Source organism: Rhodococcus sp. 3258 (genome assembly GCF_031456475.1).
Lineage (GTDB): Bacteria > Actinomycetota > Actinomycetes > Mycobacteriales > Mycobacteriaceae > Rhodococcoides > Rhodococcoides fascians.
The window spans coordinates 89,603-103,624 of record NZ_JAVDUT010000010.1; the positions used below are offsets into that span (position 1 = coordinate 89,603).

Sequence of the window (14,022 nt, forward strand, 5' to 3'; positions counted from 1 at the left end):
AGACGCGGATCAGGCGTCGACGGCCTCGTTCAGCTCACGCAGCCGGGGGAGTGCGCGGTTGGTGAGCAGATCCTCGCGGGTCTCGGCAGAGACAGCCATGCTGTCCTTCCACAGTGACCGGCCTGCCATCGCTCCACGTGCACCGTTGGCGACGGCGATGCGGACCTGCTCGATGAACGTCTCGTGATCGACGCCCGCCGACAGCACGGCCCACGGAACACCCTGTGCCGCTTCGGTAACGGCAGCGCAGGCCTCGGCGGATCCGGGGTAGGGGAGCTTGAGCACCTTGGCACCGCACTCGACCGAAATGCGCGTGGAATCGGCGATGATCTTGCCGAAGCCGGCCTTGTAGTCCTCGTCCGACTCGCCCTCGAGCTGGTACGTCAAGATCTCGACGATGAGCAGCAGACCCTCGGCCGAGCAGGCCTTGACGAGGTCGCGGATCTCCTCGGCAACACGGGAATCGACGCCCTGCTGCTCGGGGCGCATGTAGAACAGCATCTTGGCGACGTCGCCGCCGAGATCGCGCACGACGCGCGGGGTCACGCCGTCGACGAAACGGGTGTAGCGCAGACCCTCGGTCTCCTCGAAGCCCGACGCATCCATACCGACCACCAATGCGGTGTTGCGCGAAAGCACACCGTCGTCGACGATCTTCGGCAGTGCCACCTCCGGGTCCAGCAGGATCGCGGGCGCGTGGTTGCCGAGGTAGCGAACAAGATCGGCCTTGGCCTCGGCCAGCTGCTCGACGGTGATCGAGCCCGGCCCGTCGACGGCGTCCTTCATGACGGCCTTCATGCCGTTGCGCTGATCTCCGGCGACGATGAGCATGTTGCCGCCTTCGGTGGAGATAGCAGCCATTCCGCGACGCTCAAGGGTGGTGAGTTCGTTCATCTTCTTCTCCTGGTGGGGTGTTGGGGTCGAGAGCAGCAGAGACAACGTTGTCTCACTGCAGAAATGTGGGCTCAGATTTCTATGAGCGTCAGTAGTCGGGTCGCGAACTGTGCTGCGCCGTAGGCAGTGTCCTGGGATCTGGTCGAGACCGAGACATCGGGCAGCACCTCCGCCCGGGCGTCTCGTACGCTGGCCATGCCGGCCCAGCCGCCGGTAAGCAATGTCGTCCTGGCGGGCGGCACCTCGGCGTCGAGTGCCTCGATAAGGCGAGCCACTTCGTCGTTGCCGTGCAACAGAATCGAGCGGAACAGCTCGGCCGAATCGATCCCGTCGGTACGGACCGTGATGGACAGAACGCCGTCGTCGTTGCGGGCGCCGGCGATGTCGATACCGCCGTCGGTGAACGGTCCACCTGGAGGCAGTGCGCACACTCGCTGGTCCAGTAGGTCGCGACCGGCACGATCGCTGATGTCGCACAGCTGCAACGCTCGTCGCATCAGCAAGCCGGTCTTCACTCCCGCGACGAGTACATGTTGGCCCGGAACCACGTGGCGCACCGAGTTGATGAGGTGTTCGGCCAGCCTGCTCCGCGCGTCGGTCGTCAACGGAGTGTCGAGCACCCGCAGCAGCACCTCGGCAGTGCCCATCGACACGTGGTATCGGTCGGGCGGGATAGCTCCGCCGGACACCGCGGAGACGAGATGATCGTGACCGGCGACGGTCAATCGAGCTCCGGCAATTGTCTCGGGAAGTGTTGATGCGTCGGCAGTTCCGAGATCGGTTCCGGCGTCGACCAGCGGCGGTATGAAGTCGGTTCCGACACCCAGGTGCGACAACATCTCCGACCACGGCTCGCCGCTGTCCTGATCGAGTAGTCCGGTGCGCGAACTCAGTGAGTAATCGGCCACGGCACGACCGCCGAGGGACAGTACGACGAACTCCGGCAGGTTGAACCATCGCAGCCCGGTCAGGCTCAGTCCGTTGTCACGAAGATGCGCAATCTTGACGACGGAGACCTGAACGCCGACGGGAAGTCCGGTCTTGCCGGCGAACTGGTCGCGCAATTCGGCCGGCAGGTTGTCGACCTGCTGCTGACCACGCGGGTCGAACCACGCGAAGGCCGGTGCCCGGACAACGTTGTCTTCATCGAGAAGAAAGCCCGTCTCACCCATTCCGGACACCGCGATGGCGTCGATGCGGGCGGCCGGGTCACCGGTTGCCTCGGGCAGCCGGCGAGCGACCGCATCGAGTAGCTGCCCGATGGTGGACAACAGATCCTCGGCGGCCAGGTCGGTGGTTCCGCCCGGTCCGTGCCGCCACGGTGTGGGACTCTGCTCGATGAGCAGCTCGGTGCCTGCATCGTCGGTGACGAGTACTTTGACGCCGGTGCTCCCGAGGTCCAGTCCCGCAACAAGTCTGGGGTTCACGGAGTAGTTCTCATTTCTCTACGGGTAGGGGGAGTGCGTGTGAAAGTCGTTCCACGAGAGTGGTCGGCGCTATCTGCTGCTCGGGTTCGAGATAGGGATCGTCGAACCGCTGCACCAGGCGGTCGAATGCGAGGGTGCCGATGCGATACGGGTCTTGGTCAATGCAGGTCACCGACGGGCTGACGGCATCGGCGAGCGAGAAATTGCCGAACGACACCATGGCTACGTCGGTGCGACCGATCTCGTGCAGAACCGACACCACGGCGGTGGCGTGTCTTGCGTTGGCGACGAAGAACGCAGTCGGTGGTTTGCGCTGCGCCAGCAGCGTCTTCACTACAGGCCGCACCGAATCTGCGGCGTGGGATACCGGAGGGGCGAGCGCGGCCTCCGGCTCTTGGCCGAGGTCGGCGAGAACGTCGAGATACGCCTGCCTGCGCAACTGCGCAGTCTGCAGGCGATCGTCGAAGCCGAGCAGAGCAATTCGTGTGTGCCCGCTTGCCACCAACTTCTCGACGGCTCGCTTGGCGGCACCGTAATCGTCGACGATGACAGAATCGAAACCGGCGATCGAGCGGTCGATGGTGACCGTGGGCAGTGTGCGACGCCGAGGTACGAGGAAGTCACTGTGGTCGCCGACCGGCGCGAGGATGATGCCCCGCACGTGTTGTCCGGCCAGAAGGGCCAGCTGATCCCGTTCTCGCTGGGCATCGAAGCCGGTGCTGCCGACGATGACGGCGAGCCCGTGTTCGAGTGCGCGATCTTCGACGGCACTGACCAGTGATGCGAAGAAGACATCGTCGATGGAGTCGACGACGATCCCGATGGTGTTGCCTGACCCCGATTTCAGGGACCTGGCGGCGGAGTTCGGAACGTAGTTCAGTGTCTGCACCGCAGCCTCGACCCGCTCGCGCAGCTCCGGCAGGACCGTATCCACGCCGTTGACGACGCGTGAGACGGTCTTGAAGCTGACGCCCGCCAAGGCGGCGACGTCTTTAATGCTGGCGCGCTCGGTCACGTGAACTCTCGATCGGAGGAAGTGTGTCGCTGTAGCACGTATGCGAGACAACGTTGTCTTGTATGATTCCCGCTATGCCTCATGTCTGTCAAGACGTCCTCGGAATCGAACGGGAATCTCTGCCGGTCCTGGTGGTTGCCGGCGCGGCGGGCAGTGGCAAAACGACGCTGGGCAGAGAGCTGGCGCGCCGGCTCGGTACCGCTCTGCTCGACCTGGACACCCTCACCAATCCGCTACTGGACGAACTGGATTCGCTGATCGAAGGCCCGCACTGGAACAGTGCCGGTCCCCATTCGGAGCGGATTCGCGCCGGGCGCTACGCCGTGGTGCGCGCCGCTGCCCGGGATCTCGTACAGCTCGGTCAGCGGCCCGTCCTCGTTGCGCCCTTCACCCGCGAATTGACCGGTGCGTCCGAATGGACACTACTGGTGAACGAATTGTCCCCTGCTGCAACGAAGGTGATCCACGTCGATGGATCGCCGGAACTCCTGGCGCGACGCCGGGCCGCTCGTGGCGCGGATCGCGATGCCCATCGGCCGGTGGATCCGCCTGCTCGGACGCCGCGCATCCCGCACTTACGCGTCGACGCCGAACTGACGACCGCGCAGCAAGCCGATCTGGTCTCCCGAGAACTCGGGCTCAGCTGATGGTGTGAGTGGTTCCGGGAGTGCAGGATTCGCGCTCGATCAACTCGACGCCGAGGATGTTGCGCCGTTTGTAACGGCGCCCGGGATTTTCGATTCGACCCAACAGTCGTTCGATGGCCAGATGGCCGAGTCGAGCCGGGTTCTGATCGATCACCGTCACCGGTGGCATCACTGCATCGGCGAGGGGAAAGTCGCCGAATCCGACGAACGCCAGATGCAGCAAGTTCATCTGCTGTAGAACAGGCACGCAGGCCATTGCCACTCGCGCGTTCGACAGGAACAGTGCAGTAGGGGGACTGTCGAGTGCAGTCAAGTCGGTCAGTGCCACACGGGCGTCCTCGCGGTCCAACACCCCCAGAGCGACGAGGGTCTCGTCGAACTCGATTCCCCGTGCCTGCAACGACTCTCGATATCCGGCCAAGCGATTGCGGCTTGTCGGAATCCCCGCACTGTCGCCGATCACGGCGATGCGGGTATGACCCAGATCGAGGAGATGATCGGTGGCCAACACCGCACCGCCGTGATCGTCGTCGACGAAGCTGTCGGCTTTGAGGCCGTCGGGTGCGCGGTCGACGAACACCGTCGGAGTCTTGTCGATCCAGCGCTCCAGATATGCGTGGTCCGCACCCGTCGGCGCGATGATCAAGCCGCTCAACTGCCTACGCAGCAGCGACTCCACCAAAGCCTGTTCCTGATCTCCGTCGTGACCGAGGCTGGTGACGAGAACTGCCATGTCGTCCTGGCGGGCCCGTTCCTCCACTGCGCGTGCGATGGAGGAGAAGAAGGGGTCGTCGATGTCCGGGACGGCGACACCGATGGCCGCCGTCTGGCCGTTGCGAAAGGAGGTCGCCATCGTGTTCGGCACATAGTTGAGCGACTCGAGCGCTTCGGCAACGCGGGCACGAGTATCGGGATCGACGTGCGGGTCGTTGTTGTACACCCGTGAGACGGTCTTGGCACTGACCTTGGCCAGCGCCGCGACGTCTTGCATGGTGGTCATGATCTACCCCGTCTGCTCGTCCTCGTCCCGTCAGCGACTGGTGTAGCCGCCGTCCACCGGCAACGACACTCCGGTCACCATGGAAGCATCATTGCTCAGCAAGAAGGCAATCGGCGCGGCAATCTCGTCTTCGGTGGCCCAGCGTCCCAGCGGCATCTGCGCCAGGAATGGCTCCTCGATCTCCGGGCGACCCCAGTAGAACGCAGACATCTCCGTCATGACGACCGTCGGGTTCACACCGTTCACGCGGATGCCGTGGCGGCCGAGTTCGAGTGCGGAGACCCGAGTGATGTTGTCCAAGGCTGCTTTCGAGGATCCGTAGGAGATGTGTCCGGTCAGAGCGACGAGACTGGCCTGGCTCGAGACGTTGACGATGGCTCCGGTGCCCGCGGCGATCATGGCGGGGACGGTGTACTTGATGACCAACAGTGCGCCGCGCGCATTGATGGCGATGACCTTGTCGAAGATCGAGATGTCGGTGTCCTGAGGCGTGGCGATCTCGCCGCCGAATCCGGCGCAGTTGACGACGCCGTACAGCTCGAGGCCCGCGACGGCGTCGCGAACACTGTCCTCGGACGTCAGATCGAACGCCAGGGGCGTTGCGCCGGTTTCGTCGGCCAATTTGTCCAGCGCGTCCACCGACTGGCCCGCCGCGACGACGTCGGCACCGTCGGCCACCAATCGCCGAACGGTAGCCGAGCCGATGCCTCCGCTGGCACCTGTCACCAAGATCTTGCGGCCGTCGAACTTCGCCATGGGGGTCTACCTTCACTGTTCCGAGTGGTCATGTCATCGATGTCATCGGCCCCGGAGTGGACGCGTATGTCATCGGTGTCATGGACGGTACCGTAGCGCGTCGTTCCCGTCGCGAAAACGGTGTAGATCGTCCATTTGTCCAGTTCAGAGACGGTACTCCGTGGTCGGATATCGGCCTCGTGCTGCGGCGGAATGACTGCCGGGCCGATAGGTCATGTCACCGGTGACATGAATTTTCGCGAAACACGTGACAATGCGAGTTGTGTGGGTCACACTCGTTAACACAGCGAGCCCCGCAGGGAGCTCGACATGCCGCGCAGGCCCAGTTCTCGAACCGTGCTGCACCGGCGTCGGCGGGGGCGTCCTGTCCCACACCTGAACGTTTCCATTCGACCGAGGAGTACCCATGGCCACCGTTGCACCTGCTGCGACACCGATCCTCGAAGCGAGGGGATTGTCGAGGAGCTTCGGAAACGTGCGCGCCCTCGACGACGCAGACTTCGACATCTACCCGGGTGAGGTCGTCGCCCTCATCGGCGACAACGGCGCAGGCAAGTCCACGATGGTCAAGGCTCTTTCGGGCAGCCTGGCCGTCGACACCGGAGAGATCCTGTTCGACGGCACCGCAGTCGATCTCGACAGTCCGACGGTGGCGGCAGAGCTCGGAATCGAGACGGTGTTCCAGGATCTCGCGCTCGCTCCGCATCTCAACGCGCAACAGAACATGTTTCTCGGACGCGAACTACCGGCCAAAGGGCCGCTCGGACGCCTCGGTTTCCTCGACGTCTCCACGATGCGCAAGCAATCACAGGATGCGCTCGACGAACTCGGTGCCACCGTCCGCAGCCTCACCGTCCCGGTGGGATCGATGTCCGGCGGCCAGCAACAGGCCATCGCCATCGCGCGTGCCGTCGCCTGGGCCAAGGGCGTCGTCTTTCTCGACGAACCGACCGCCGCCCTCGGTGTGGTGCAGACGCGCAACGTTCTCGACACCATCCGCCGGGTCGCGGACAGGGGAGTGGCCGTGGTGTTCATCAGCCACTCCATGCCCCACGTGATGGAGGTAGCGGACCGGGTCCAGGTGCTGCGGATGGGCAAGCGCGTGGCCACCCTCGACGCCAAGAACACGACCATGGAAGAACTCGTCGGTGCGATGACCGGCGCAACCACCGGAGCAACACGATGAGCAACCAGACCATTTCCCCATCGCTCGAACCGTTGCCTCCCGGCGACAGGCCGTCACGGCACACGTTCGATCTCGTCGAGTCGCTCGGAAAGTTGGCGCGAGTCCAGGTCTTTCAGATCGTGCTGGTGTTGGCGGCGATCTGCCTGGTGTTCTCGGTCATGGCCCCCGGCAGCTTCCCCGAATGGGGCAACATCCGGCAGATCATCCAGAACGTCTCCATCCTGGCCGTCCTCGGGATCGGCATGACGTTCGTGATCGTCACCAGCGGCATCGACCTCTCGGTCGGCTCGGTGCTGGTTTTCTCCGGCGTGGTGTCGGCGAAGACGATGGCCGCGATCGGCGGCGACGGCTGGGGAGTGGCGGCCGTCGGCATCGTGGTGGCGCTGGGATGCGGCCTGTGCTGGGGCCTGCTGAACGGATTTCTGATCGGTAAGGCGAAAGTGCCTCCGCTGATCGTCACACTCGGCACACTGGGCGGGGCGCTCGGTCTGTCGCAGGTCATCACCGGCGGCGTCGACATCCGCGACGTACCACCGGTTCTCGTCGACACGATCGGCTACGGAAACCTGCCTGCCACCACCATCCCGTTGATCTCGAGCATCGCTTTGGTGCTGGTAGTCATCTTCGGAATCGTTCTGCACCGCACCAAGTTCGGCCTCTACACCTTCGCCGTCGGCTCCAAGGAGCAGTCCGCTCGCCGCGTCGGCATCAAGGTGGACATGCATCTGGTCAAGATCTACGCACTCTCCGGCACCCTCGCCGGATTGGCGGGCATACTGTCGCTGTCCCAGTACGGCACCACCGCGATCGCCGGCCAGTCCCAGACCAACCTCAATGTCATTGCGGCAGTGGTCATCGGTGGAACGAGCCTCTTCGGCGGCATTGGCACCATGTTCGGCACCGTCGTCGGATTGTTCATTCCGGCCGTACTGCAGAACGGCTTCGTCATCGTCGGAGTACAGCCCTTCTGGCAGCAGGTCGCCGTCGGTGCGGTTCTCATCGCCGCGGTGTACTTCGACCAACGTCGACGCGACGCCGCAAGTCGAGGCCAATCGCCCAGCTCCCTCAAGAGACTCTGGTCTCGAAGTCCCTAGCTTCGGACCGGCCCTGAACTCCCTCACTCGCAACCCCTTACAAGAAAGTCGACCATGATCACATCACGCACCGCCGTCGTTGCACTGAGTGTCGCTTCGGTCTCCGCCATGTTCCTGGCGGGTTGTTCGTCCGACTCCGGAAGCGGTGGCGGCAGCGGCAAGATCGCCTTCATCCAGGGCGTCAGCGGCGACGAGTTCTACATCAGCATGCAGTGCGGAATCGAGGCTGCGGCCAAGGACGCAGGCGTCACCGTCGACACCCAGGGGCCGGTGAAGTTCGACCCGACGCTGCAGAAACCGATCGTGGATTCGGTTGTGGCATCACGGCCGTCGGCAATCCTCATCGCTCCCACTGACGTCGCGGCCATGCAGGCACCGTTGGCCGCAGCATCGAAGGCCGGCATCAAGGTCGTCCTCGTCGACACCACTCTCGAAGACCCGTCCATCGCGGTCTCCTCCATCTCGTCCGACAACAAGGGTGGCGGCGCAGAAGCGTTCAACGCGATCGAGCGGCTCAGCCCGGCAGGCGGCAAGGTACTGGTCATTTCCACCGACCCAGGCGTCTCCACGGCCGACGCGCGAGTGGACGGCTTCGAGGAAGCCGTCGGAGCGAACTCGGCCTTCGATTACCTGGGCGTGCAGTACAGCCACAACGATCCGGCCGAAGCAGCCCGTCTGGTCTCGGCCGCACTGGCCAAGGACCCCGACATCGTCGGCATCTTCGCCGCCAACACCTTTGCGGCCGAAGGCACCGCAACCGGAGTTCGGCAGGCAGGCAAGCAGGATCAGGTCAAGATCGTCGGCTTCGATGCGGGCCCGGCGCAGGTCAAGCAGCTTCGTGAGGGAACGGTGCAGGCCCTGATCGCTCAGCAGCCCGGCACCATCGGCACCGATGGCGTCGAGCAGGCCATGGCGGCCATCGACGACAAGCCGGTCACCGCCGAGATCTCCACCGGTTTCCACGTCATCACCGCCGACAACATCGACGGCGAAGGCGCACAGTACGTCTACAAGTCGTCCTGCTGATTCACCCCTGAACTGCGGTGGTGCTCCTGGTGGCAGAACCTGCCCGGGAGTGCCACCGCTCACCACGTCCGTTTCATCTTCTGCCGACTCGAGGACCGAAGTCATGACCGAGCTTCGTCGCACCACGTTGGAACACCTACCGGCGACCGTCGCGAGGCCCGCGTACGACGCGGACGAACTGCACTGCGGTGTGGTTCATTTCGGTGTCGGTGCGTTTCATCGCGCACATCAGGCGGTCTACTTCGACAGATTGCTCGCGGCCGGGCACCTGGACTGGGCGCTGTGCGGGGTGGGAGTACTGCCCCAGGACAAGAGAATCGGAGAGGTCCTCGACGACCAGGACTACCTCTACACACTCGTGACCGTCGACCCCGACGGCATACGTGAGGCCCGAATTGTCGGCTCCGTCGCCGATTTCGTTTTCGCACCCGACGATCCGCAGGCCGTCATCGATGTGCTCAGTTCACCGTCCACGATGATCGTGTCCCTGACCATCACCGAAGGCGGTTACGGCGTCGACGATCTGACGGGAGCGTTCGAGCCCACCGACCCGTCGGTGCTGGCGGATCTCGAGGATCTTTCCGTACCGAAGAGCGTCTTCGGTTTTCTGACCGTGGCTCTCGCCACCCGTCGATTCCACGGAGTTCCGCCGTTCACCGTGATGTCCTGCGACAACATCGTTCACAACGGCGCGGTCACCCGCACCGCGCTGACGTCCTTCGCGCGCCACCACGACAGCGACTTGGCCGACTGGATCGATGCCACGACCGCGTTCCCCAATTCGATGGTCGACCGCATCACCCCGGCCACGACGCCCACCGTCGTCGACGACCTGCGACGTGATTTCGGCATCGACGACCGCTGGCCGGTCCAGTCGGAATCGTTCTCGCAGTGGGTACTCGAAGACACCTTCTCGTTCGGGCGGCCACCGTTCGACGAAGTAGGAGTGCAACTCGTCTCCGATGTCGCACCGTACGAGCACATGAAACTTCGGCTGCTCAATGGATCCCACCAGGCCATCAGCTACCTCGGAATCCTGGCCGGGCACACCCACGTTCACGAGGTGATGGCGGATCCGGACATGCGTGAATTCGTCGCGTCGTACATGCGCGCCGAGGCTGCCCCGACGCTCGCGCCGGTGCCGGGGATCGACCTGGATGCCTACATCGAGCAACTGCTGCAACGATTTTCGAGTCTGGCCGTTCGAGACACTCTCGAACGTCAGATCGTCGACGCCTCCGCGCGAATCCCGAAATTCGTGCTGCCGGTACTGCGAGATCGGTTGGCGCACGATCGGACCGTCGATCATTGCGCGTTGATACTCGCCGGATGGTGTGGGGTGTACGAGCGTGGAGACGTGCCCATGATCGACGTCGATGCGGAGCGTCTGCAGCGACTGTCGTGGGAAGACCACGACAATCCCGGAGCATTCCTGACCAATCGCGCAGTGTTCGGGGACCTCTCGGTTAGCCCGCGACTACGAGGTGCGTATCAGCGAGCCAAGCGTTCGCTGCAGGACAACGGTGCCAGGGGCGCGGTACGACGACTGCTCGAACAGTCGTCGGTGAGTCACACCTTGTAGTAGACCATCTGGTGACTGGTTGCCAGCAAAATCCCGCCCTCGATCCACAATTCGGCAGTCTGGTCGAAGTAGCCCTGGTGAAATCGGCGTGCCCGCGCGGTGCCGAGGACGTATCCGTCGGAATGCTGCTCGAGATCCTCGGGCGTAGCGAAGTAATGGGTGGTCAACGAGATCGTCCCAGCCGGAACATACTTGCCGAGCCGCTGGAAGATCCGCGGATAGAACACATCGCTCAGCGAGGTCAGGGCCGCGAAGTCCATCGGCCGCGGTGGTGTATCGCGGATCCACAGAGTTTCGGTCGAGTCAGCGGACTCATGATCGCTCAGTGCGCCATGCACGAAACGCATCTCGTAGTTCTGTGCCCACGCGATGGCGTCGGGAAGACCGCCCTGCTTCGTGTCGGCGGGGGAAGGAACGTCAGGGACCGTCGCCTCGATGTTGTCCCAGGTCTCGCGACGGGAACCGAACACCGCTGTCGCGGTCGTCGCCACCGCACCGTTCTGAGTCAGTTCGAGATACCAGTGCTGGTTGCTTCGGTTGGTCCGCACAGGGCGAGCCGAGATCTCGAAAACGCCCTCCGCGACAGGACCGGCGAAGTTCACCGTCAACGAGACCGGTGTTCCCTGGCAGTCGGGATGGAGCTCGACGGCACGGACGAACGATGCAGCAGTGATTCCGCCGAACGGGCCGACCATGTTGTTGTACGACGGCGACGTACGTCCGGCGTACGTGCCCTCGCCGACACTCTCGAGTGCGACTGCTGCGTCGAACGGGTGCATTGACTCTCCTACGGCCTCGGACGGTGTGCCATCCGATCGTAGTGTCGCCGAGAATCAGTCCAGGTCCTGGCCACGCTTCTCCGGCATCCACACCATCGTCAAGAACGAGATCACAGCTGCTGCAGCGAGATAGTAGAAGAACCAGTCGGCGTGGCCTTCCTCGGACAAGGCGTTGACCAGTAGCGGAGCGGTGCCTCCGAAGAGAGCAACGGTGAGGTTGTACCAAGCCCCGATACCGACCCCTCGAAGCTCGGCCGGGAAGGCTTCGGCCAGAACGGCAGGAATGATGGCCGAGCACATCGCGAACAGCAGCAGGCCGACGCAGAAGACGATGAGCAGTTTTACGAACGACGGCCCGATCAGCTTGGAGAGCGGGATGATCAGAATCGCGAACAGCGCAGCGTAGGTGAGCAATTGCGGCTTGCGGCCGATACGGTCCGCGAGAGCGCCCATGGGGTACTGCAGCGCGACGAACATTGCTGTCGCGATCGACAACGCTACGAACACGTCGTTGGCGTCTGCTCCGCGCTGCTTGACGGCGTAGGGCGTCATCGCGGAGAAGCAGGTGTAGTAGGCGAGTGTGGCGAGGAGAACGAATCCGATGACCTGCAGAACGGCACGAGGATGGTGCTTCATGGTCATCCACAACGGGTTTCGCACGGCCTTCGCCTTCACCGCGTTGCGCTCCTGGTTGTCGGCTTCGGCCATGCCGCGTCGTATCCAGAGTCCCACTACTCCGAGCAGCCCGCCGATGACGAACGGTACGCGCCAGCCCCACGAGCTCAGTTGGTCGTCGTCGAGCACGAACGTCAGGTACGCGCCGAGCAGTGACGCAAGGAGAATGGCCGTGCCGGTGGAGATGTAATAGAAGGACGAGTATCGCCCCCGCCGATCGTTCGGGGCGATCTCGGCGAGGTAGGCCGACGCATTGGAGACTTCACCGCCCATCGACATGCCCTGGACGATCCGGGCCAGCAACAGCAGAATCGGAGCGATCCACCCTGCTACGGAAAACGTGGGGAGGACCGCGATCGCGAACGACCCACCCGACATCATCGCGATCGTCAAGATCATTGCCTGGCGTCGCCCCCGCAGATCGGAGAACCGTCCGATCAGCAAGCCCCCGAGCGGCCTGAAGAAGAACGCCACCGAGTACGTCGCCAATGTGCTCAACAGAGCCACAGCCGGGTTGTCACCGGAGAAGATCTGGGTGGCGAAGTAGATCGAGAATGTCGCGTAGACCGTCCAGTCGTACCACTCCACGGCGTTGCCGATACTGACTGCGAGTAGTTGCTTCTTTGGCATCACGTGCCGAGTGGACGTCGATTCGGACTTCACTGACATGGCGATCTCCTTGTCGGGGGCGTGCGTCGAAAAGCCTATGCCTCCACAGCTCTCGGGTGCGGAACCACCGAGCCCGATTCGCTCAGGGAATGATTCGTTGCCGCCGGAGATCTGTGACGATGCCGGCGAACATCGCCTCGGTGTCCACGAAACGATGAAAACCCATACGGCGGGCCTTGGAGCCGTCGGATATGACGTCGTAGTCCCAGGAGAACACGAAGTCACCGAACGCCCAGGACGACACATCGCGGTAGGGAGTGGGCTTCAGCTCGTGCTCGGCAACGATCGAATTCCACAGTGGCTCTTTGTCGGCCATGACGTCGGCCAGCGACATCGGCAGTGGGGTGGCGGTGTCCAACCCGAAGATGTTCGCGATGCGCAGCCACATGTCGTTCCAGCGGAACATGTCTCCGTTGGTGATGTTGAACGCCTGATTCGCGCACGCGGGAGTGGTTGCGGCCCACACGGTCGCTTCGGCGAGCAACGATGCATCGGTCATTTCCAGCAGAGATCCGAAAGCACCGGGCTTGCCCGGGAATCGCATGGGCACGCCCAGCTTCTTGCACATGGTGGCGTAGACAGCGATGACGGTGGCCAGATTCATCGGATTCCCCAGCGCTACACCGCACACCACCGATGGCCGGATAGCCGACCAGGACCACCTCTTTCCGACCTGACGGCTTTCGAGAAACTGTTGTTGGTCGATGTTGAACTCGGGCGGCATGTGCGGTGGATCGGTTTCGCGCGCAGGGGTTTTGAACGGTCCGAGATGCGCGCCGTAGACCTTGTAACCCTGCATCAGGCTGACATGTTCCAGGTTCGGAGAACTGTCCTCGATCACGGTGACCACGTTGACGAGCATCGCCAGATTGGGAGGCACCAGCTCGGCCCACGTGGGGCGTTCCTGGTACGCGGCGTAGAAGATGTGCGTGACGTCTGTCAGGTGCGAGAGTCGGCGTCGAGTCTCGTCGCCGTCGAGCAGGTCCACCGCAATGTGCTGGACGCGTTCGCTGTCGATACCGCCGCGGCGGGACAGGCCGATGATGTTCCAATCCCCGGTCCGCTGCAGGTGTTCGAACAGATTTCCGCCGATCACGCCGTTGGCCCCCACGACTACTGCTGTCTTCATCGGCTTCTCCTTATCTGAATATCGCGATATTGCGATGTCCGAGTAAGTAGACCACAGATCGCGATATTGCGATATTGGAGTACGCTTCGAGGGTGGCTGACGAACTGAATCCTGCGGAGCTTGCGGCAGTGTTCGGTGCTCTC

Annotated in this window: 13 protein-coding genes; 5 read left to right on the forward strand and 8 right to left on the reverse strand. The window is 63.4% G+C overall.

What is annotated here, in order from left to right:
* Nucleotides 1–9 precede the first annotated feature (9 nt).
* From J2X62_RS23045 to J2X62_RS23055, 3 genes are all read right to left on the reverse strand, one after another.
* Entirely contained in the window at nucleotides 10–894 is an 885-nt protein-coding gene (locus J2X62_RS23045; protein ID WP_032368953.1) for a tagatose-bisphosphate aldolase, read from the reverse strand.
* Between the two features lie 71 nt (nucleotides 895–965).
* Nucleotides 966–2,321, reverse strand: coding sequence for an FGGY family carbohydrate kinase (locus J2X62_RS23050; protein WP_310183626.1), 1,356 nt, complete (start codon nucleotides 2,319–2,321; stop codon nucleotides 966–968).
* A gap of 10 nt (nucleotides 2,322–2,331) precedes the next feature.
* Entirely contained in the window at nucleotides 2,332–3,336 is a 1,005-nt protein-coding gene (locus tag J2X62_RS23055) for a LacI family DNA-binding transcriptional regulator (RefSeq protein ID WP_310183629.1), read from the reverse strand.
* A 74-nt stretch (nucleotides 3,337–3,410) separates the two neighbouring features.
* On the opposite strand from J2X62_RS23055, the gene J2X62_RS23060 reads away from it, so the two are divergent.
* Nucleotides 3,411–3,983 carry an AAA family ATPase gene (locus tag J2X62_RS23060; protein WP_310183632.1) on the forward strand — a complete coding sequence of 191 codons (573 nt, stop codon included), beginning with the start codon at nucleotides 3,411–3,413 and terminating at the stop codon, nucleotides 3,981–3,983.
* Here J2X62_RS23060 and J2X62_RS23065 read toward each other — a convergent pair.
* Nucleotides 3,976–4,983, reverse strand: a complete 1,008-nt coding sequence (locus J2X62_RS23065) for a LacI family DNA-binding transcriptional regulator (RefSeq protein ID WP_032368950.1) — start codon at nucleotides 4,981–4,983, stop codon at nucleotides 3,976–3,978. The genes J2X62_RS23060 and J2X62_RS23065 overlap by 8 nt on opposite strands.
* A gap of 30 nt (nucleotides 4,984–5,013) precedes the next feature.
* A complete protein-coding gene (locus tag J2X62_RS23070; protein ID WP_222068112.1) occupies nucleotides 5,014–5,739 on the reverse strand; it encodes an SDR family oxidoreductase in 726 nt (241 codons plus the stop codon).
* A 406-nt stretch (nucleotides 5,740–6,145) separates the two neighbouring features.
* Here J2X62_RS23070 and J2X62_RS23075 point away from each other — a divergent pair, with 406 nt between their 5' ends.
* The 4 genes from J2X62_RS23075 (at nucleotide 6,146) to J2X62_RS23090 (ending at nucleotide 10,627) form a co-directional block, all read left to right on the forward strand.
* Nucleotides 6,146–6,925, forward strand: coding sequence for an ATP-binding cassette domain-containing protein (locus J2X62_RS23075; protein WP_032364377.1), 780 nt, complete (start codon nucleotides 6,146–6,148; stop codon nucleotides 6,923–6,925).
* Nucleotides 6,922–8,019 (forward strand): ABC transporter permease, encoded by a 1,098-nt coding sequence (locus J2X62_RS23080; protein ID WP_032368948.1) that lies wholly within the window; start codon nucleotides 6,922–6,924, stop codon nucleotides 8,017–8,019. The genes J2X62_RS23075 and J2X62_RS23080 overlap by 4 nt, the downstream gene beginning before the upstream one ends.
* A 54-nt stretch (nucleotides 8,020–8,073) precedes the next feature.
* Nucleotides 8,074–9,045 (forward strand): ABC transporter substrate-binding protein, encoded by a 972-nt coding sequence (locus tag J2X62_RS23085; RefSeq protein ID WP_222062926.1) that lies wholly within the window; start codon nucleotides 8,074–8,076, stop codon nucleotides 9,043–9,045.
* 103 nt (nucleotides 9,046–9,148) lie between these two features.
* Nucleotides 9,149–10,627 carry a mannitol dehydrogenase family protein gene (locus J2X62_RS23090; RefSeq protein ID WP_310183641.1) on the forward strand — a complete coding sequence of 493 codons (1,479 nt, stop codon included), beginning with the start codon at nucleotides 9,149–9,151 and terminating at the stop codon, nucleotides 10,625–10,627.
* Here J2X62_RS23090 and J2X62_RS23095 read toward each other — a convergent pair.
* The 3 genes from J2X62_RS23095 to J2X62_RS23105 all read right to left on the reverse strand — a co-directional run bounded on the left by J2X62_RS23095 (nucleotide 10,615) and on the right by J2X62_RS23105 (nucleotide 13,879).
* The gene (locus J2X62_RS23095; protein WP_310183644.1) at nucleotides 10,615–11,406 is read right to left on the reverse strand and encodes a thioesterase family protein; all 792 of its coding nucleotides are present in this window, start codon (nucleotides 11,404–11,406) and stop codon (nucleotides 10,615–10,617) included. The two genes, J2X62_RS23090 and J2X62_RS23095, sit on opposite strands and share 13 nt — an antisense overlap.
* A gap of 54 nt (nucleotides 11,407–11,460) precedes the next feature.
* Entirely contained in the window at nucleotides 11,461–12,750 is a 1,290-nt protein-coding gene (locus tag J2X62_RS23100; RefSeq protein ID WP_310183646.1) for an MFS transporter, read from the reverse strand.
* An 82-nt stretch (nucleotides 12,751–12,832) separates the two neighbouring features.
* The gene (locus J2X62_RS23105) at nucleotides 12,833–13,879 is read right to left on the reverse strand and encodes an SDR family oxidoreductase (RefSeq protein WP_310183649.1); all 1,047 of its coding nucleotides are present in this window, start codon (nucleotides 13,877–13,879) and stop codon (nucleotides 12,833–12,835) included.
* Nucleotides 13,880–14,022 lie beyond the last annotated feature (143 nt).